Annotated in this window: 16 protein-coding genes; 12 read left to right on the top strand and 4 right to left on the bottom strand. The window is 67.1% G+C overall.

Annotated elements, in window-relative coordinates:
• Positions 1-714 carry an AAA family ATPase gene (locus tag L1087_RS10350; RefSeq protein WP_234558820.1) on the top strand — a complete coding sequence of 238 codons (714 nt, stop codon included), beginning with the start codon at positions 1-3 and terminating at the stop codon, positions 712-714.
• Positions 715-825: 111 nt separating this feature from the next.
• Complete coding sequence (locus L1087_RS10345; protein WP_234558818.1) at positions 826-1905, top strand: enolase C-terminal domain-like protein; 1080 nt, start codon at positions 826-828, stop codon at positions 1903-1905.
• Here the strand turns inward: L1087_RS10345 and L1087_RS10340 are convergent.
• Together L1087_RS10340 and L1087_RS10335 are read right to left on the bottom strand one after the other, a co-directional pair.
• Positions 1897-2523, bottom strand: coding sequence for an HAD family hydrolase (locus L1087_RS10340; protein WP_234558816.1), 627 nt, complete (start codon positions 2521-2523; stop codon positions 1897-1899). The genes L1087_RS10345 and L1087_RS10340 overlap by 9 nt on opposite strands.
• Positions 2501-3565 carry an MFS transporter gene (locus L1087_RS10335; protein ID WP_234558814.1) on the bottom strand — a complete coding sequence of 355 codons (1065 nt, stop codon included), beginning with the start codon at positions 3563-3565 and terminating at the stop codon, positions 2501-2503. The genes L1087_RS10340 and L1087_RS10335 overlap by 23 nt, the downstream gene beginning before the upstream one ends.
• A 38-nt stretch (positions 3566-3603) precedes the next feature.
• On the opposite strand from L1087_RS10335, the gene L1087_RS10330 reads away from it, so the two are divergent.
• Genes L1087_RS10330 through fabZ form a run of 7 tightly spaced genes read left to right on the top strand, consistent with a single transcriptional unit; the run spans position 3604 to position 10317 of the window.
• On the top strand, positions 3604-4383 hold the full coding sequence (locus tag L1087_RS10330) for a YgfZ family protein (protein WP_234558812.1): 780 nt from the start codon (positions 3604-3606) through the stop codon (positions 4381-4383).
• Positions 4356-5540: a CinA family nicotinamide mononucleotide deamidase-related protein gene (locus L1087_RS10325; protein WP_234558810.1), complete on the top strand. Its 1185-nt coding sequence runs from the start codon at positions 4356-4358 to the stop codon at positions 5538-5540. Before L1087_RS10330 ends, L1087_RS10325 begins: the two co-directional genes overlap by 28 nt.
• Positions 5537-6130: an RNA 2',3'-cyclic phosphodiesterase gene (gene thpR / locus L1087_RS10320; protein ID WP_234558808.1), complete on the top strand. Its 594-nt coding sequence runs from the start codon at positions 5537-5539 to the stop codon at positions 6128-6130. Before L1087_RS10325 ends, thpR begins: the two co-directional genes overlap by 4 nt.
• Positions 6081-7103, top strand: a complete 1023-nt coding sequence (gene recA / locus L1087_RS10315; RefSeq protein WP_135260379.1) for a recombinase RecA — start codon at positions 6081-6083, stop codon at positions 7101-7103. The genes thpR and recA overlap by 50 nt, the downstream gene beginning before the upstream one ends.
• Positions 7104-7109: 6 nt before the next feature.
• Complete coding sequence (rny, locus tag L1087_RS10310; protein WP_234558857.1) at positions 7110-8834, top strand: ribonuclease Y; 1725 nt, start codon at positions 7110-7112, stop codon at positions 8832-8834.
• Between the two features lie 16 nt (positions 8835-8850).
• Complete coding sequence (mreB, locus tag L1087_RS10305; protein WP_038040271.1) at positions 8851-9882, top strand: rod shape-determining protein; 1032 nt, start codon at positions 8851-8853, stop codon at positions 9880-9882.
• 3 nt (positions 9883-9885) lie between these two features.
• On the top strand, positions 9886-10317 hold the full coding sequence (fabZ, locus tag L1087_RS10300; RefSeq protein ID WP_038040269.1) for a 3-hydroxyacyl-ACP dehydratase FabZ: 432 nt from the start codon (positions 9886-9888) through the stop codon (positions 10315-10317).
• Here fabZ and hepT read toward each other — a convergent pair.
• Positions 10244-10705: a type VII toxin-antitoxin system HepT family RNase toxin gene (hepT, locus tag L1087_RS10295; protein ID WP_084584750.1), complete on the bottom strand. Its 462-nt coding sequence runs from the start codon at positions 10703-10705 to the stop codon at positions 10244-10246. The two genes, fabZ and hepT, sit on opposite strands and share 74 nt — an antisense overlap.
• A complete protein-coding gene (locus L1087_RS10290) occupies positions 10698-11192 on the bottom strand; it encodes a nucleotidyltransferase domain-containing protein (protein WP_234558807.1) in 495 nt (164 codons plus the stop codon). The genes hepT and L1087_RS10290 overlap by 8 nt, the downstream gene beginning before the upstream one ends.
• Positions 11193-11217: 25 nt before the next feature.
• Here L1087_RS10290 and L1087_RS10285 point away from each other — a divergent pair, with 25 nt between their 5' ends.
• From L1087_RS10285 to rpoC, 3 genes are all read left to right on the top strand, one after another.
• A complete protein-coding gene (locus L1087_RS10285) occupies positions 11218-11856 on the top strand; it encodes an RNA-binding protein (RefSeq protein WP_234558805.1) in 639 nt (212 codons plus the stop codon).
• A gap of 185 nt (positions 11857-12041) precedes the next feature.
• A complete protein-coding gene (rpoB, locus tag L1087_RS10280; protein WP_234558804.1) occupies positions 12042-15401 on the top strand; it encodes a DNA-directed RNA polymerase subunit beta in 3360 nt (1119 codons plus the stop codon).
• A gap of 26 nt (positions 15402-15427) precedes the next feature.
• Complete coding sequence (gene rpoC, locus L1087_RS10275; RefSeq protein ID WP_234558802.1) at positions 15428-20005, top strand: DNA-directed RNA polymerase subunit beta'; 4578 nt, start codon at positions 15428-15430, stop codon at positions 20003-20005.
• Positions 20006-20030 lie beyond the last annotated feature (25 nt).

Below are 20030 nucleotides of genomic sequence, written 5' to 3'. Positions count from 1 at the left end.
ATGGCCGTGCGCTTTGCCCTGTTTGAGGAAGAGGGTTTGCTCCCCGTTCGCGAGACTTCCCTTGTCATCCTGGTGGGCCTCACCGGGGTGGGGAAGAGCACGCTGGTGGAGGCCCTGGGCCTACCCCGCCTTCCCGACCGCCGGGAACTGGTGGACCTTTACGTCCTCCCCCGCTTCGGGGCCAAGCCCCCCATCCCCCGGGAGGAGCGCTTCCGCCTCACCCGGCGCTTTCGGGAGGAGTTCCCGGGAGGGGTGGCGGAGGTGCTGGCCCGGGGGTATGCGGAACCCCACCCCCTCCTCCTCTTTGACGGCCTGAGGGGGGAGGCGGAGGTGGCCTACGCCTTGGAGCACCTGCCCAAGGCCCTTTTCGTGGTCCTCCACGCCCGGGAGGCTACTAGGCTCAAGAGGCTCCTCTCCCGCCGGGATGCCTTTGACCGGGTGGAGCTTCGCCCAGAGGAAAGGGCGGAGCTAAGGGCCTTGGCCGAGGGGGTGCTCTCGCCCGAAGAGTTGGAGGAGGCCCTGGCCCTGGCGCCCTTGGAAGAGGTCTTGGCCAAGCTCAAGATCGTGGCCGAGGAGAAGCGCAACTACGATCCCCTAGGCCCTTTGCGCCTTTTGGAGGGCCATCCCCAGGCCCTTGTCCTAGATACCGAAAGGCTTTCCCCGGAGGAGGAGGTCTTGGCGGTGCGGACCTTTTTGCGGGAGCGGGGCTTCTAAGTACCCCGTCGTGGCTTGCGCCACGACGGGGGCCCCAAAGAGACCATAGGCACGCCCCTTCAGCTTTAGCCGATGGGGCAACCTTTGCGTGTGGGTGCTTAGAATGGCCTTATGGCGACCATCAAGGACCTTCGTCTCATCCCTTTCCGCATCCCCCTGAAGGCCCCCTTGCGCTGGGGGAAGGCCTCGGAGATGGCCGCCCTGGAGCACGCCCTTTTGGAGGTGGAGCTTTCCGACGGCGCCCTGGGCCGGGCGGAGGTGGCCATACGGCCCACCATCTACGGGGAGACCCTGGGGAGCGTGCGGGCGGGGCTAGAGTATCTGAGGCCCAGGCTCTTGGGCCTCGAGGCCGACGACCAGGAGGCCATCCGCGCGGTTTTGGAAGGCTTCCCCTGCAACTATGCCCTTAAGGGGGCCCTGGACACCGCCCTCTGGGAGGCTTGGGCCAGGAGCGAGGGGGAGGAGCTCCACCAGGTCCTGAAGCCCGCCAAGCACCGGGTGCGGGTGGCCTACCTCCTGGGCATGGCCTCGGAAGAGGAGATGCTCGCCGATGCCCGCATGGCCTACGGGGCGGGGGTGCGGGTCTTCAAGGTGAAGGTGGGCCGGGACCTCGAGGGGGACTCCCGGCGGATCGCTCGCCTCAAGGAGGCCTTCCCGGACGCCGAGCTCTACGCCGACGCCAACGAGACCTTATCCCCCAAGGACGCCGAGCGCTACCTCCTGGCCTGGAAGGAGCTCGGCCTCCTCTACGTGGAGGAGCCCTTGCCCATCGAGGAGGTGGAGGCTAGAAGGAAGCTCAGGGAGAAGAAAATCCTCCCCCTCATCGCCGACGACTCGGCCATGACCCCCAAGGACCTCCGCCGGGAGCTGGCCTTGGACACCTTCGACGTCCTGAACCTCAAGCCCGCCCGCACCGGCATCACCTGGACCCTGGAGATGCTTTCCCTGGCCCGGGAAAGGGGCAAGCGGGCCATGGTGGGCAGCCAGGCGCAGAGCTCCTTTGGCGCTTACCAGTCCGCCCTCCTGGCCTTCCAGCAAGGGGTGACCGAGCCCAACGAGCTGGCCTTCCACCTGAAGGCGGAAGGAGGGTTCTTGGACTTCCCCACCTTCCGCCAGGGGTGGCTTTACTGGGAGGATCTGGTAGAGGTGCGGTTTGACGAGGAAGCCTTCCGACGGTATGCCCTAGAGTAAATCCAGGGCTTGGTGGAAGTGGCGGAGGACTCCTTTAGCCCCCGCCTCGAGGAGGGTTTTCTCCTCGTGCCCCGTGAGGAGGGCGTAGGTGGGAATCCCCGCCCCCACGGCGCTCCTCACCCCGGAAGGGGAGTCCTCAAAGGCCAAGGCCTCCTCCGGGGGGATCCTCAGCCGCTCCAAGGCCACCCGGTAGGGCAGGGGGTCGGGCTTGCCCCGGCCCACCTCCTCCGCCAGGACCAGGAGGGGCGGGTGGAGGCCCAAAGCCCTAAGCACGTGGTGGGCGTTGGCCCTGGGGGCGTTGGTCACCACCCCCCAGGTGAGGCCCTGGGCCTCGGCCTCGGCCAAGAGCTCGTGGAGCCCCGGGGTGGGTTTTAGATCCTGGGCCAGCTCCCGGAAGCGGGCCTCCTTGGCCTCGATGAGCCGCCAGGCCGCTTCCCCTTCCAGCCCCAGGAGGTCGCGGACGATCTCCGGGTTCAGCCTGCCCGAGATGCGCTTGCGGTAGAACGCTTCGTCCACCCGAAGGCCCAAGGGGGCCAGGACCTCCTGCCAGGCCAGGCGGTGCAGGGGATCGGTGTCGACCAGGGTGCCGTCCAGGTCAAAGAGGAGGGCCTTTAACATGCGCTTTTCTCCCTTCCAAACCGGCCACCAGCAGGAAGAGCCCCAGGGCCAGGGCGAAGAGGCCCACGGGGATGCCCCCCGTGGGTAGGAGGGCGAAGAGAGCGGGGATGAGGGTGCCTCCCGTGGCCCCGGCGTAGAGGAGGCCCCCTAAGGCCCGGTGGCCGAAGCGGGCCTGGACCAGGGCGAAAAGGGTGGAGAAGAGGGGGCCCAGCAAGAAGCCCGCCAGGGGAAAGAGCAGGGCGGTGGGGGGGAGGAAGTTGAGGAGGAGGAGCCCCAGAACCCCCACGAGGAGGCCCCTTAAGGCGGTCAGGGGGCTTCGCGCCACCCGCTCTGCCAAAAGAAGCCGTCCCAGGGCCAGGAAGAGCCAGTAGAGGGAGAGGAGCACGCCCCCCGTGGCGGTGGCGTGGCCCAGGCGTTCCAGCCAGACCCGGTTCCAGGTGGCCAAGGAGCCCTCGAGGCCCGTGTAAAGGGCCACCGCCAGGAGAAAGGGCCAAAGCCCCCGCCCCCGCTCCTGAGGGATGTGGGCCACCGCCGGGGCCTTCCACAGCAAGAGGGCCCCCGCCCCAGCCAGAAGGCCCGCCAGCAGGAGCACCGCGGTGTAGGGCAGGAGGGTGAGGGCGAAGGGGGTGAAAACCGCTCCCAGACCGAAGGCCACGTTCACCCGGTTGAGGAGGGCCACCCGCCTTTCCGGGAAAAGCTCGCCCACCAGGCTGTTGCCGTGGACGTTCATCACCCCTTCCCCAAGCCCCAGGAGGAAGGCCAGGGCCACCACCAGGGGAAAGAAAGGCGCCAGGGCCACCCCCCATAGGGCCAGGCCCACCAGCCCCAAGGCGGCGGGAAGAAGTGGGTGGCGCCTTTCCCCCTGGGCCAGGCGCACCCCCAGGAGGAGGCCCAGGAGGAGGGCGGCGAAAAACCAGGACACCTCGTCCTCCACCCCGTACCGGGCCCGCCAATGGGGGAGGGCCGCCCCGGGCAGGGCCACGATCACCCCCACGAGGAAAAGCGACAGGAAGGAGCCCCAGAAAAAGCGCACGTCCGCCATTCTCCCCCTTCCTGACCCTTTGGTCAATAATGGAAGGCATGGAGCGGGCCCTGGAAAAGGCCTTGGCGGGCGAGGGGTATTTCGCCTTCCCGGGCGTGTTGCTGGTGCGGGGGCCCGATGCCTTTTCCTTCCTCCAGGGCCAGGCCACCCGGGACCTGAGGCGGCTTTCGGGCCCGGCGGGGACCCTCTTCCTCAACCACCGGGGCCAGATCGAGGAGGCGGCCACCCTCTTCCCCCACCCCGAGGGCTTCCTCCTAGCCCCCTGGGGGAGCCTCGAGGGGCTGAAGGCCCGCCTGAAGCGCTACATCGTCTTTGACCAGGTGGAGCTTGCGGAGCTTCCTCTTTACCGGCGCGTTTACGCCGATGGGCGGGAGGAGGTGGGGGAAAGCGGCGAGGGGGCCTACCCCCTGGAACTTTACCCCCTCTACACCCTCCTAAAGGGCCTCCCCCTCCTTTCCGACATCCGTGGGGAGCTGCCCCAAAGCGTGGGGCTTCTCCACCTGGTGGACTACGGCAAGGGGTGCTACGTGGGCCAGGAGATCATGGCCCGCACCGAGGGAAAGGAGGTCCACCACCACCTGGTGGGTCTCCGGGCCTTGGGCCCAGGGACGGAAGTTCCCCTAGAGCTTTACTGGCAAGGCCGCAAGGTGGGGGAGGCCAAGCGGCTTTTGCCAACCCCCTTTGGCTTCCTGGGCCTGGCGGTGGTGCGCAAGGAGGTGCCCTTCGGGGCAGAGCTGGAGGGGAAAGGGGGCCGCTTTCTTCTGGAGCCCCTTCCCTTCAAGGAGGCAACATGGAGCGGGCGGAGATCATCGGCGTAGGCACGGAGCTCATCTTTGGGGAAACCCTGGACACCAACACCGCGGAGATCGCAAGGAGCCTCAAGCCCTACGCCCTCAAGGTGGAGAGGACCCTAAGGGTGGTGGATGAGCTCATGCCCCTGGTGCGGGAGGTGCGGGCCGCTTGGGAGCGGGCGAGACTGGTGGTGCTCTCCGGGGGCCTCGGCCCCACCCCGGACGACGTGACCCGGGAGGCGGTGGCCGAGGCCTTGGGGGAGCCTTTGGAGCTGGACGAGGCGGTGCTTTCCGAGATCGAAGCCCTTTTCCTGGCCCGGGGCCGAAGCATGCCTGAGGCCAACCGCAAGCAGGCCCTGAAGATCCCCTCGGCCACCTGGCTCAAAAACCCCCGGGGCACCGCCCCCGGCTGGTGGGTGCGGAAGGAGGGCAGGGACCTGATCCTCCTTCCCGGGCCTCCGCCGGAGTGGCGGCCCATGTGGCAGGAGGTGCTCCCCCGGCTGGACCTGCCCCGCCGCCCTTACGCGGAAAGGGTGCTGAAGACCTGGGGCATTGGGGAGTCGGACATCGTGGAGCGCCTGGGGGAGCTTTTCAAGCGGGAGGAGGAGGTGGAGGTGGGCACCTACCCCAAGCTCCATGGGGTGGAGGTGGTGGTGCGGGGCCGGGAGGACCTGGTGGCGGACCTTTCCGAGAGGATCAAGAAGCGCCTTCTGAAGGAAGTCTGGGGCGAGGGGGAGCTTACCCTAGCGGAGGCGGTGAGGCGCCGTTTGGAGCTGGAAGGGGCCACCCTCGCCACCATGGAAAGCCTCACCGGGGGGCTTCTGGGGGCGGAGATCACCCGGGTGCCGGGGGCGAGCCGGTTCTACCTGGGCGGCGTGGTATCCTATTCCGTAGGGGCCAAGGCCCGCTTCGGTGTGCCGGAGGAACTCCTCGCCAAGACGGTCTCCGCCGAGACGGCCAAGGCCATGGCGGAGGCCGCCCGGGCGCTTTTCGGGTCCACGTATGCCCTGGCCACCACCGGGGTGGCGGGGCCGGACCCCTTGGAGGGTGAGCCTGTGGGCACGGTCTTTGTGGCCCTGGCGGGGCCTAAGGGGACGGAGGTGCGTCGCTACCGCTTTCCCGGGGACCGCGAGGTGGTGCGGCTGCGAAGCGTATATGCCGCCTTGGCCTTGCTCCTAACATGAGGCTCTTCTACGCGGTTTTTCTTCCTGAAGAGGTGAAGCGGGCCTTGGTGGAGGCTCAGGAGCGGGTGGCCCGCTACAAGGGGTGGAGGGAGGTGGCGCCCCACCACCTCCACGTCACCCTTCTCTTCCTGGGGGAAAGGTCAGAGGAGGACCTGGAGGACCTTTTGGCCCTGGGCCACCGGCTGGGCCGGCTCCATCCTCCCTTTACCGCCCGCATCCGGGGCACGGGTTACTTTCCCAACGAGGGAACCCCGAGGGTCTGGTTCGCCAAGGCGGAAGGAGAGGGGTTTGCCCTGTTGGCGCAAAGGCTTCGGGAGGGGGTGCGGGAGTTCCTGGGGGAGGAGGCGCTTCTGGCGGGCGGTGATAAGCCTTTCAAGCCCCACATTACCCTGGCCCGGCGCAAGGCCCCGGCCCCCCGGGTCCCCCCGGTGGTCTTTGGCTTGGAATGGCTGGTGACGGAGTTTGCCCTGGTCCGCTCGGAGCTTAAGCCCAAGGGGCCCGTCTATACCATTTTGGAAAAATTCCCTTTGCGAGGTGACCATGGACGAGAACAAGAGGAAAGCGCTGGAAAACGCTCTCAAGACCATTGAGAAGGAGTTCGGCAAGGGCGCGGTGATGCGCCTGGGGGAGATGCCCAAGCTCCAGGTGGACGTGATCCCCACAGGCTCCTTGGGCCTGGATCTGGCCTTGGGGATCGGGGGCATTCCCCGGGGAAGGGTCATTGAGATCTACGGTCCCGAGTCCGGGGGCAAGACCACCTTGGCCCTGACCATCATCGCCCAGGCCCAGAAGCAGGGGGGAGTGGCCGCCTTTGTGGATGCGGAGCACGCCCTGGACCCGCTTTACGCCCAGAAGCTGGGGGTCAACGTGGAGGACCTCCTGGTGTCCCAGCCGGATACCGGGGAGCAGGCTTTGGAGATCGTGGAGCTCCTGGCCCGCTCGGGGGCGGTGGACGTGATCGTGGTGGACTCGGTGGCTGCCCTGGTCCCCAAGGCGGAGATCGAGGGGGAGATGGGGGACCAGCACGTGGGCCTCCAGGCCCGGCTCATGAGCCAAGCCCTGCGCAAGCTCACCGCGGTCCTTGCCAAGAGCAACACCGCCGCCATCTTCATCAACCAGATCCGGGAGAAGGTGGGGATGATGTACGGCAATCCCGAGACCACCCCCGGGGGCCGGGCCCTCAAGTTCTACTCCAGCGTGCGTCTGGACGTGCGCAAAAGCGGCCAGCCCATCAAGGTGGGCAACGAGGCCGTAGGCATCAAGGTGAAGGTGAAGGTGGTGAAGAACAAGCTGGCCCCACCCTTCCGCGAGGCGGAGCTGGAGATCTACTTCGGCAAGGGCCTGGACCCGGTCATGGACCTGGTGAACGTGGCCGTGGCGGCGAACGTCATCGAGAAGGCGGGAAGCTGGTTCTCCTACGGGGAGATCCGCCTGGGCCAGGGGAGGGAGAAGGCGGCGGAGTACCTCAGGGAGCGGCCCGAGCTTCTGGAGGAGATCCGGGCCAAGGTGCTGGAGAGGGCCCACGAGGTGGTGCTTGCGGGAAGCGAGGAAGGGGAGGAGTAGATGACCCTGACCCTTTTGGACCTGGGGCTTCTTCTCCTGGTCTTGGTCCTGGCGGGGGCCCTGTTGCTCAGGCGCAAGGGGGAGGACCAGACCGGGGAGGAGGCCAAAAGGCTCCTGGAGGCCGCCAGGGAAGAGGCCAGGGAGGCCCTCGAGGCCGCCCGCAAGGAGGCCAGGGAGATCCTCGAGGCCGCCCGGGCCGAGGCCAGGACCCTGCGCCAGGAGGCCGAGGAGCGGGCCAAGGCCTTGCGCCAGGAGCTGGAGACGGAGCTGAAGCGCCGCTCGGAGGCCTTGGAGGCCGAGGCCAAAAAGCGCTTGCAGGAGGCGGAAGAGCGCCTTAGGAGCGAGCGGGAGGAGCTTAAGGCCGAGCGGGAGAGGCTTAGGGCCTTGCAAGAGGAGCTGAAGGCGGAGAGGGAGCGCCTCAAGGGGGAGCGGGAGGAGCTCCGGCGGGAGGCGGAAAGGCTTTCCAAGCGGGGTGAAGCCCTGGACGCCCGGGCCCTCAAGCTGGATGCCCTGGAGGAAGCCCTTTCCAAGCGGGAGGAGGCGCTTAAGGCCCAGGAGGCCCTTCTGCAGGAGAAGGAACGTGAGGTGGAAAGGAGGCTTCACGAGGTGGCAGGCCTCTCCCCGGAGGAAGCCCGGCGCCTCATCCTGGAGAGGCTGGACCGGGAGCTGGAGGAGGAGAAGGCCCAAAGGGTGCGGGCGGCTCTGGAAAGAGCGCGCCTCGAGGCCCGGCGGGAGGCGCAGAAGATCCTGGCCCAGGCCATGCAGCGCCAGGCCTCGGAGACCGCTGCTCAACTGGCGGTTTCCGTGGTGCCCATCCCCTCCGACGCCATGAAGGGGCGCATCATCGGGCGCGAGGGGCGGAACATCCGCACCTTTGAAGCCCTTACCGGGGTGGACCTCATCATCGACGACACCCCGGAGGCGGTCTTGCTTTCCTCCTTCAACCCCATCCGCCGGGAGATCGCCCGCATGGCCCTGGAGGAGCTCTTGAAGGACGGGCGCATCCACCCGAGCCGCATCGAGGAGGTGGTGGAGAAGGCCAAGCAGGAGATGAAGACCTTCATCTACGAAAGGGGGGAGGAGGCGGCCCTGGAGGCCGGGGTGGTGGGCCTGAAGCCCGGCCTCATCCAGCTCTTGGGGCGGCTCCACTTCCGCTCCAGCTACGGCCAGAACGTGCTGAAGCACTCGGTCCAGGTGGCCCACCTCACGGGGATCATGGCGGCGGAGCTGGGCCTGGACAGCGCCCTGGCCCGGCGGGCGGGGCTTTTGCACGACATCGGCAAGAGCGTGGACCGGGAGGTGGAGGGGAGCCACGTGGAGATCGGCATCGCCCTGGCCCGCCGCTTCGGGGAACCCGCGGAGGTCATAGACGGCATCGCCCACCACCACGACCCGGAAAACGCCGAGACCGTGTATGCGGTGTTGGTGGCGGCCGCCGACGCCCTTTCCGCCGCCCGGCCGGGGGCCAGGCGGGAGTCCTTGGAGGAGTACCTGCAGCGCCTGGAGGCCCTGGAGCGCATCGCCCTTTCCTTCCCCGGGGTGGAGACGGCCTTCGCGGTGCAGGCGGGAAGGGAGGTGCGGGTCATCGTTAAGCCCGACAAGATCACGGACGCCAAGGCCACCCTTCTGGCACGGGAAATCGCTAAACGCATCGAGCGGGAGATGAACTATCCGGGCCAGGTGCAGGTGACCGTGGTGCGGGAGACCCGGGCGGTGGAGTACGCCCGGTAGGCTAGAATGGGGCGATATGCTGAGGGGCGAGGACATCGGGATTGACCTGGGGACGGCCAGCGTCCTCATCTACGTGCGGGGGAAGGGCATCGTGCTGCGCGAGCCCTCCGTGATCGCGGTGGTGCAGGGGAAGCGGGAGGTGAAAGCGGTGGGGGCCGAGGCCTACCGCATGCTGGGGCGCACCCCGGGGAACATCGTGGCGGTCAGGCCCCTCAAAGACGGGGTCATCGCCGACTACGCCCTCACGGAGCGCATGCTCCTCCTCTTTCTGCAGAAGGTGCTCTCCCCCATGAGCCGCTTCTTCCGGCCGCGGGTCATGGTGGGAGTGCCCTCCGGGGTCACGGACGTGGAGCGGCGGGCGGTGGTGCAGGCGGTGTCCGCCATGGCCCACAAGGTCTACCTCATCGAGGAGCCCTTAGCGGCGGCCATCGGGGCGGGGATCAACGTGGCCGAACCCACGGGCAGCATGGTGGTGGACATCGGGGGAGGCTCCACGGACATCGCCGTCATCTCCCTGGGGGGCATCGTGCGCTCCGAGAGCCTTAGGATCGCCGGCAACGAGATGGATCAGGCCATCATCCGCTACGTGCGGCAAAAGTACAACCTCCTCATCGGGGAGCGTACCGCCGAGGAGCTCAAGATCCAGCTGGGACGGGCCAAAATCCTTCCCGGGGAGGAGGAGGAGGTGGCCGAGGTGCGGGGCCGGGACCTCATATCGGGCCTCCCCCGCACGGCGGAGATTCCCGCCGAGGACGTGGCCGAGGCCCTCAAGGAACCGTTGGACAAGATCTTCCAGGGGGTGAAGGCGGTTTTGGAAACCACGCCCCCCGAGCTGGCCTCGGATATTTACGAGAGGGGCATCCTCCTCACCGGGGGTGGGGCCCTGCTTAAGAACCTGGACGTGGCCCTGCAGGAGGCCACGGGGGTGCCGGTGGTGGTGGCGGAAAACCCCATCGAGGCGGTGGCCCTAGGCACGGGTAGGGCCTTGGAGATGCTCCACGTGCTGGAGGACACCATCCTGTCTTCGGACGACGTCCTGAAGAGGTGAGCCGTGGAGATTGGGGAGATCCTTGCCCTCCTGCCCCATCGCTACCCTTTTTTGCTCATCGACCGGGTCCTTCACGCCGACGAGAAAACCTTTCGGGCCCTCAAAAACGTCACCTTCAACGAGCCCCACTTCCAGGGGCACTTCCCCGGCTACCCCATCATGCCGGGGGTGCTGATCCTCGAGGCCATGGCCCAGGCGGCGGTGGGGACCATCGCCAAGCAGCCGGGCTTCCGGCCCGGGGGGCTGGTCTTTTTGGTGGGGGTGGAGGAGGCCCGCTTCAGAAAGCCCGTGGTGCCGGGGGACACCCTGATCCTGGAAGGCGAGCTCCTCCTCTTCCGCCGGGGCCTGGGCAAGGTGGCGGTCAGGGCCTTGGTGGAGGGAGAGGAAAGGGCCAGCGCCCGTTTAAGCTTCGTGGTCCGGGAGGGTTCGGAGTAGCGTTTCGCTGAACTAAGAAGTCTCCAAGCCGCTCCTTGAGAATGCGGTGCAGGATAGGCAGGGAAAGGGCTTGGTAGTCGTGAACCGCCACGTTGCGGAAGCCCACCATGGCCTGCATCCGCTGGGAGAGGCTTGGGGAAAGGAGCCCAGCTTTTTCCAACAGGGCGAAGGCTTCCCGTGAGGTTTGCGGTAAACCCAGCCGCTTAAGCCGCACCACATGCATGGCCATGTCTATGGCTGCTTCGCAGGCCCGGAGCAGGTTGAGCACGATGGCGTCCTGGCGGGTGTAGTTGGTTTCCAACTCTTCCTCATGGCCCCGGTACTCCTCTTCTATGCGCTTCAAGCAGCGTTCTATGGTCGCGGCTTTATTAAGGAGGACATCATCCATAGATCCGTCCCCGGGTGCGCACGTCCCGCAGGAGAGCAGCCCTTTCCTCGTTGAGGCGGGCGTAAGCCTTGAGCGCCAGGTCCAAAAAGCGCTCGGCTTCCGGCCCCGCCCGGTAGAGGGGTTGGCCGAAGGCGGCCACCTGGGCCTGAAGGGGCAGGGCGGCCTGCCGGAGGTCCACCAGGTCTACCTCCCGCCCCAGGAGGAGGCTCAGGGGCCCCCGCAGGGCAAAGAGCCGTTCGGGAGGGTAAGGCTCTATGCCTAAGTACCCCGTCGTGGCTTGCGCCACGACGGGGGCCCCAAAGAGGCCATGAGCGCGCCGCTTTGGCCTTGGCCGATGGGGCAACCTTTGCGTGCGGCTACTTAAGATGGCCAGGTCCAAATCGTTTTCTGGGGTCAGAAGGCCTTGGGCTCCCGAGCCAAAGAGGTAGACCCCGAGGGGATTGAGCTCCTCCACCAGGAGGCGGACGGCTTCCTTAAGCCTTTCCACCCTCCTTAGGGTATCATCTTTCCTCGTGGCGGACCTCTCCTCCTACCTCAAACGGGCCCGGGGCGGGCGGGTGGTGCAGACCGGCTTCCTGGACCTCGAGGCCCAGGCCCTCCTGGAGGAGGCGGCTCGGGCCGAGGGGCTTAGGGTGGCCTTCTTCGGCGGCTTCCCCCTGGCGGAGCGGAAGGTGGCCGTCCTCTACCCGGCGGAGATCCCCTTCGTGCATGACCCCGTGGAGGTGGTTTTCCTGGAGAAGGAGCCCCCGGACCTGGGGGAGGCCATGGGGGACCTCGAGGCGTGGGAGGGGGGCTTTCTGGTAGCCCTTCTGCCTCAAGGGAAGAAGGCCCTCCAGGAGGCGGGCTTTGCCCTCCTGCCCCCGCCGGAAGGGGCTTTGAAGGCCAAGAGCGAGCGGGTCCGCACCCTGGTGGTGCCCTCCTTAAGGGTGGATGCGGTGGGGGCCAAGGGCTTTGGGGTCTCCCGCACCTACTTCGCCCAGGGGGTGAGGGCGGGGAAGGTGCGGCTCAAGGGCCGGCCCGCCTCCCCCAAGGACGAGATGGCCCCGGGGGACACCCTCTTGGCGGAGGGCCTGGGGAGTCTGAGGCTTCTAGAGGTGCTTGGCGAAACGAGGCGGGGCAACTATAAAATCAGGGTGGAGGTGGAGCGCTAGCGGCCAAAAGGAGCGGGGTCGGCACGTTCGGCTTGACGGGACTTGGGGAGGTCCTTTAGGCTAAGGTTTGTGCTCTTTGGTCGGGCCAAGGGAGCACGGTAAGAGCCAGCCGCCGCGGGACGCCACGTCCCGCGGAAGAACCCTGTTAGCTTACCTCGGGCGGCCCGCTTTCCCAGAGGTGACGCATGGAGATTAAGCGGTTCGGTCGCATCCGAGAGGTCATTCCCCTTCCCCCTTTGACGGAAATCCAGGTGGAGTCCTACAAGAGGGCCCTTCAGGCCGATGTTCCCCCAGATAAGCGGGAGGACGTGGGCATCCAGGCGGCCTTCAAGGAGACCTTCCCCGTGGAGGAGGGGGACAAGGGCAAGGGCGGTATGGTCCTGGACTTCCTGGAGTACCGCATCGGGGAGCCCCCCTTCTCCCAGGACGAGTGCCGGGAGAAGGACCTCACCTACCAGGCCCCCCTCTATGCCCGCCTCCAGCTCATCCACAAGGACACGGGCCTCATCAAGGAGGATGAGGTCTTCCTGGGCCACATCCCCCTCATGACCGAGGACGGCTCCTTCATCATCAACGGGGCCGACCGGGTGATCGTTTCCCAGATCCACCGCTCCCCGGGGGTCTACTTCACCCCGGACCCCGCCCGTCCCGGGCGTTACGTGGCCAGCATCATCCCCTTGCCCAAGCGGGGACCCTGGATCGACCTGGAGGTGGAGCAGAACGGCACCGTCTCCATGAAGGTCAACAAGCGCAAGTTCCCCCTCATCCTCCTCCTCCGGGTCCTGGGTTACGACGCTGAGACCCTGAACCGGGAGCTTGGGGCCTACGGGGAGCTTTTGGGGGGCCTTCTGGACGAGGCGGTGCTCTCCATGCGCCCGGAGGAGGCCTTGGTGCGCCTCTTCACCCTGCTCCGTCCCGGGGACCCTCCCAAGAAGGACAAGGCCTTGGCCTACCTCTTTGGCCTTTTGGCCGACCCAAGGCGGTATGACCTGGGGGAGGCGGGGCGGTACAAAGCGGAGGAAAAGCTGGGCGTGCGCCTTTCCGGTCGCACCCTGGCGCGCTTTGAGGACGGGGAGTTCAAGGACGAGATCTTCCTCCCCACCCTGCGCTACCTCTTCGCCCTCACCGCCGGGGTGCCGGGCCACGAGGTGGACGACATCGACCACCTGGGCAACCGCCGCATCCGCACCGTGGGGGAGCTCATGGCCGACCAGTTCCGGGTGGGCCTAAGCCGCCTGGCCCGCGGGGTGCGGGAGAGGATGGTGATGGGCTCCGCCGATACCCTTACCCCGGCCAAGCTGGTGAACAACCGGCCCCTCGAGGCGGCCATCCGGGAGTTCTTCAGCCGTAGCCAGCTCTCCCAGTTCAAGGACGAGACCAACCCCCTTTCCTCCTTGCGCCACAAAAGGCGCATCTCCGCCCTGGGTCCTGGGGGCCTCACCCGGGAGCGGGCGGGATTTGACGTGCGGGACGTGCACCGCACCCACTACGGGCGCATCTGCCCGGTGGAAACCCCGGAAGGCGCCAACATCGGCCTCATCACCTCCTTGGCCGCCTACGCCCGGGTGGACGGGCTGGGCTTCATCCGCACCCCCTACCGCCGGGTGAAGAACGGGGTGGTCACCGACGAGGTGGTCTACATGACCGCCACCGAGGAGGACCGGTACACCATCGCCCAGGCCAACACCCCCCTCGAGGGGAACCGCATCGCCACCGACCGGGTGGTGGCAAGGCGCCGGGGGGAGCCGGTGATCGTGGGCCCGGAGGAGGTGGAGTTCATGGACGTCTCCCCCAAGCAGGTCTTCTCCGTGAACACCAACCTCATTCCCTTCCTGGAGCACGACGACGCCAACCGGGCCCTCATGGGTTCCAACATGCAGACCCAGGCGGTGCCCCTCATTCGGGCCCAGGCCCCGGTGGTGATGACGGGCCTCGAGGAGCGGGTGGTGCGGGACTCCCTGGCCGCGGTCTACGCGGAGGAGGACGGGGAGGTGGTGGCGGTGGATGGCCGCCGCATCGCCGTGCGCTACGAGGATGGCCGCTTGGTGGAGTACACCTTGCGTCGCTTCGTGCGCTCCAACCAGGGTACCGCCCTGGACCAGCGTCCCCGGGTGACCGTGGGCCAGAGGGTGAAGAGGGGGGATCTCTTGGCGGATGGCCCGGCCTCCGAAGGGGGCTTTTTGGCCCTGGGGCAGAACGTCCTGGTGGCCATCATGCCCTTTGACGGCTACAACTTCGAGGACGCCATCGTCATCAGCGAGGAGCTTCTAAAGCGGGACTTCTACACCTCCATCCACATCGAGCGCTACGAGATCGAGGCCCGGGACACCAAGCTGGGCCCGGAGCGGATCACCCGGGACATCCCCCACCTCTCCGAGGCGGCCCTGAGGGACCTGGACGAGGAGGGGGTGGTGCGCATCGGGGCCGAGGTGAAGCCCGGGGATATCCTGGTGGGCCGCACCAGCTTCAAGGGGGAGCAGGAGCCCTCCCCGGAGGAGAGGCTTCTGCGCTCCATCTTCGGGGATAAGGCCCGGGATGTGAAGGACACCTCCTTGCGGGTTCCCCCGGGCGAGGGGGGCATCGTGGTGGGTACCCTGCGCCTGCGCCGGGGGGACCCCGGGGTGGAGCTGAAGCCCGGGGTGCGGGAGGTGGTGCGGGTTTACGTGGCGCAAAAGCGCAAGCTCCAGGTGGGGGATAAGCTGGCCAACCGCCACGGGAACAAGGGGGTGGTGGCCAAGATCCTCCCGGTGGAGGACATGCCCCATCTGCCGGACGGCACCCCCGTGGACATCATCCTGAACCCCCTGGGTGTGCCCAGCCGTATGAACCTGGGCCAGATCCTGGAAACCCATCTGGGCCTGGCGGGCTTCTTCCTGGGCCAGCGCTACATCTCCCCGGTCTTCGACGGGGCCACGGAGCCCGAGATCAAGGCCCTTTTGGCCGAGGCCTTCGACCTTTACTTCGGCAAGCGGAAGGAGGAGGGCTTCGGGGTGGACAAGAGGGAGCTGGAGGTCCTGGCCCGGGCGGAGAAGCTGGGCCTGGTGACCCCCGGCAAAAGCCCGGAGGAGCAGCTTAAGGAGCTTTTCCTCCAGGGCAAGGTGGTCCTTTACGACGGCCGCTCCGGCGAGCCCATCGAGGGCCCCATCGTGGTGGGGCAGATGTTCATCATGAAGCTCTACCACATGGTGGAGGACAAGATGCACGCCCGCTCCACCGGCCCCTACTCCCTGATCACCCAGCAACCCTTGGGCGGCAAGGCCCAGTTCGGCGGCCAACGCTTCGGGGAGATGGAGGTGTGGGCCCTCGAGGCCTACGGGGCCGCCCACACCTTGCAGGAGATGCTCACCCTGAAGTCCGACGACATCGAGGGCCGCAACGCCGCCTACGAGGCCATCATCAAGGGGGAGGACGTGCCCGAACCCAGCGTGCCCGAGTCCTTCCGGGTGCTGGTGAAGGAGCTTCAGGCCTTGGCCTTGGACGTGCAGACCCTGGACGAGCGGGACAACCCCGTGGACATCTTTGAGGGATTGGCGTCCAAGCGGTAGCGCTTGCTGAAAAAGCTGGAGGAAGAATGAAAAAGGAAGTCCGCAAGGTCCGCATCGCCCTGGCCTCCCCGGAGAAGATCCGCTCCTGGAGCTACGGGGAGGTGGAGAAGCCCGAGACCATCAACTACCGCACCCTGAAGCCGGAGCGGGATGGGCTTTTTGACGAGCGCATCTTCGGCCCCACCAAGGACTACGAGTGCGCCTGCGGGAAGTACAAGCGGCAGCGCTTTGAGGGCAAGGTGTGTGAGCGCTGCGGGGTGGAGGTCACCAAGAGCATCGTGCGCCGCTACCGAATGGGGCATATCGAGCTGGCCACCCCGGCGGCCCACATCTGGTTCGTGAAGGATGTGCCCTCCAAGATCGGCACCCTCCTGGACTTGTCCGCCACCGAGCTGGAGCAGGTCCTCTACTTCAGCAAGTACATCGTCCTGGACCCCAAGGGGGCGGTGCTGAACGGGGTACCGGTGGAAAAGGGCCAGCTCCTCACCGACGAGGAGTACCGGGAGCTCCGCTACGGCAAGCAGGAGACCTACCCCCTGCCCCAGGGGGTGGATGCCCTGGTCAAGGACGGGGAGGAGGTGGTGAAGGGGCAGGAGCTGGCTCCCGGGGTAGTGAGCCGCATGGATGGGGTGGCCCTCTACCGCTTCCCCCGGCGGGTGCGGATCGACTACCTGCGCAAGGAGCGGGCGGGCCTCCGCCTTCCCCTCTCCGCCTGGGTGGAGAGGGAAGGCTATAGGCCGGGAGAGATCCTGGGGGAACTCCCCGAGCCCTACCTTTTCCGGTCGGAGGAGGAGGGGGTGGTGGAGCTCAAGGAGCTCGAGGAGGGCCACCTCCTCACCCTCCTTAAGGACGATGAGCCCGTGGCCCGCTACTTCCTGCCCGTGGGGTTGACCCCCTTGGTGGTCCACGGGGAGGTAGTGGAAAAGGGCCAGCCTCTGGCCGAGGGGCGGGGCCTTCTGCGCATGCCCCGCCACATGACCGCCAAGGAGGTGGAGGCGGAGGAGGAAGGGGACACCGTCTACCTCACCTTCTTCTTAGAGTGGACGGAGCCCAAGGACTATGCGGTGGCCCCCCACATGAACGTGGTGGTGCCGGAAGGGGCCCACGTCCAAGCGGGGGAAAAGGTGGTGGCGGCCATCGACCCCGAGGAGGAGGTGATCGCCGAGGCCGAGGGGATCGTCCACCTGCACGAGCCCGCCAGCATCGTGGTGATGAAAGCCCGCCTCTACCCCTTTGAGGAGGACGTGGAGGTAACCACCGGGGACCGGGTGGCCCCAGGGGATGCCCTGGCCGACGGGGGCAGGGTCAAGAGCGAGATCTACGGCCGGGTGGAGGTGGACCTGGTCCGGAACGTGGTGCGGGTGGTGGAGTCCTACGACATCGACGCCCGCATGGGGGCGGAGGCCATCCAGGTCTTGTTGAAGGAGCTGGACCTGGAGAAGCTGGAGGCCGAGCTCCTGGAGGAGATGAAGCACCCCTCCCGGGCCCGGCGGGCCAAGGCCAGGAAGCGCCTCGAGGTGGTGCGGGCCTTCCTGGACTCCGGCAACCGCCCGGAGTGGATGATCCTCGAGGCGGTGCCCGTGCTCCCCCCGGACCTCCGCCCCATGGTGCAGGTGGACGGGGGGCGCTTCGCCACCAGCGACCTCAACGACCTCTACCGCCGCCTCATCAACCGCAACAACCGCTTGAAGAAGCTTTTGGCCCAGGGGGCTCCCGAGATCATCATCCGCAACGAGAAGCGCATGCTCCAGGAGGCGGTGGATGCGGTGATCGACAACGGCCGCCGCGGCTCCCCCGTCACCAACCCGGGCTCCGAACGGCCCCTTAGGAGCCTCACCGACATCCTCTCCGGCAAGCAGGGCCGCTTCCGCCAGAACCTCTTGGGCAAGCGGGTGGACTACTCGGGCCGGAGCGTGATCGTGGTGGGGCCCCAGCTCAAGCTCCACCAGTGCGGCCTGCCCAAGCGCATGGCCCTGGAGCTCTTCAAGCCCTTCCTCCTCAAGAAGATGGAGGAGAAGGGCATCGCCCCCAACGTGAAGGCGGCCCGCAGGATGCTGGAAAGGCAGCGGGACATCAAGGACGAGGTGTGGGATGCCCTGGAGGAGGTCATCCACGGCAAGGTGGTCCTCTTAAACCGCGCCCCCACCCTGCACCGCCTGGGCATCCAGGCCTTCCAGCCGGTTTTGGTGGAAGGGCAGTCCATCCAGCTCCACCCCCTGGTCTGCGAGGCCTTCAACGCCGACTTCGACGGGGACCAGATGGCGGTGCACGTGCCCCTCTCCTCCTTCGCCCAGGCGGAGGCCCGCATCCAGATGCTCTCCGCCCACAACCTCCTCTCCCCGGCCTCCGGGGAGCCCCTAGCCAAGCCCAGCCGGGACATCATCCTGGGGCTTTACTACATCACCCAGGTGCGCCGGGAGAAGAAGGGGGCAGGCCGGGAGTTCGCCACGCCCGAAGAGGCCCTGGCCGCCCACGAGCGGGGCGAGGTGGCCCTGAACGCCCCCATCCGGGTGGCGGGGAAGGAGACCAGCGTGGGCCGGCTCAAGTTCGTCTTCGCCAACCCCGACGAGGCCCTTTTGGCCGTGGCCCATGGGTACCTGGACCTCCAGGACGTGGTCACGGTGCGCTACCTGGGCCGGCGCTTGGAGACCAGCCCAGGCCGGGTCCTCTTCGCCCGCATCGTGGGCGAAGCGGTGGGGGATGAGCGGGTGGCCCAGGAGCTTCTGCAGATGGACGTCCCCCAGGAGAAGAACTCCCTGAAGGACCTGGTCTACCAGTCCTTCCTGCGCCTGGGGATTGAGAAGACCGCAAGGCTCCTGGACGCCCTCAAGTACTACGGCTTCACCCTCTCCACCACCAGCGGGATCACCATCGGCATCGACGACGCCGTCATCCCCCCCGAGAAGCAGAGGTACCTGGAGGAGGCCGACAAGAAGCTTAGGCAGATCGAGCAGGCCTACGAGATGGGCTTCCTCACCGACCGGGAGCGCTACGACCAGGTGATCCAGCTCTGGACCGAGACCACGGAGAAGGTCACCCAGGCGGTCTTTAAGAACTTCGAGGAGAACTACCCCTTCAACCCCCTTTACGTGATGGCCCAGTCCGGGGCCCGGGGTAACCCCCAGCAGATCCGCCAGCTCTGCGGCATGCGGGGCCTCATGCAAAAGCCCTCGGGGGAGACCTTCGAGGTGCCGGTGCGCTCCTCCTTCCGGGAGGGCCTCACCGTGCTGGAGTACTTCATCTCCAGCCACGGGGCCCGGAAGGGTGGGGCGGACACCGCCCTCCGCACCGCCGACTCCGGCTACCTTACCCGGAAGCTGGTGGACGTGGCCCACGAGATCGTGGTGCGGGAGGCGGACTGCGGCACCACCAACTTCATCTCCGTCCCCCTCTTCCAGCCCGACGAGGTGACCCGCACCCTGCGCCTCAGGAAGCGCTCGGACATCGAGTCCGGGCTTTATGGCCGGGTGCTGGCCCGGGAGGTGGAGGTCTTGGGCCAGCGCCTGGAGGAAGGGCGCTACCTGACCCTCGAGGACGTGGGGCTCATCATCAAGGCGGCGGAGGCCGGGGAGATCAAGGAGGTGCCCGTGCGTAGCCCCCTCACCTGCCAGACCCGCTACGGGGTGTGCCAGAAGTGCTACGGCTACGACCTATCCATGGCCCGGCCGGTGTCCATCGGGGAAGCGGTGGGGGTGGTGGCGGCGGAGTCCATCGGCGAGCCCGGCACCCAGCTCACCATGCGCACCTTCCACACGGGTGGCGTGGCGGTGGGTACCGACATCACCCAGGGTCTGCCCCGGGTGATCGAGCTCTTTGAGGCCCGCAGGCCCAAGGCCAAGGCGGTCATCTCCGAGATCGACGGGGTGGTGCGCATTGAGGAAACCGAGGAGAAGCTTTCCGTCTTCGTGGAATCCGAGGGCTTCTCCAAGGAGTACAAGCTTCCCAAGGATGCCCGCCTGGTGGTGAAGGATGGGGATTACGTGGAGGCAGGCCAGCCTTTGACCCGCGGGGCCGTGGACCCCCACCAGCTTTTGGAGGCCAAGGGCCCCGAGGCGGTGGAACGCTACCTGGTGGACGAGATCCAGAAGGTCTACCGGGCCCAGGGGGTGAAGCTCCACGACAAGCACATCGAGATCGTGGTGCGGCAGATGCTCAAGTACGTGGAGGTCACCGACCCCGGGGATAGCCGTCTGCTGGAGGGCCAGGTCCTGGAGCGGTGGGACGTGGAGGCCTTGAACGAGCGGCTCATCGCCGAGGGCAAGACCCCGGTGGCCTGGAAGCCCCTCCTCATGGGGGTCACCAAGAGCGCCCTCTCCACCAAGAGCTGGCTTTCCGCCGCCAGCTTCCAGAACACCACCCACGTGCTCACCGAGGCGGCCATCGCCGGCAAGAAGGACGAGCTCATCGGCCTCAAGGAGAACGTCATCCTGGGCCGCCTGATCCCTGCGGGGACCGGAAACGACTTCGTGCGCTTTACCCAGGTGGTGGACAAGAAGACCCTCAAGGCCATTGAGGAAGCCAGGAAGGAGGCGGTGGAGGCCAAGGAGAAGGAGCCTGCCCTCCGCCGCCCTGGCCGCCGCGAGCAGCCTGGGAAGCAGGCCTAAGGCCACCCCACCCTGGCTATGCCAG

This window comes from Thermus tengchongensis (assembly GCF_021462405.1).
Taxonomy (GTDB): domain Bacteria; phylum Deinococcota; class Deinococci; order Deinococcales; family Thermaceae; genus Thermus; species Thermus tengchongensis.
This window is presented reverse-complemented; position numbering and strand designations above follow the sequence as displayed.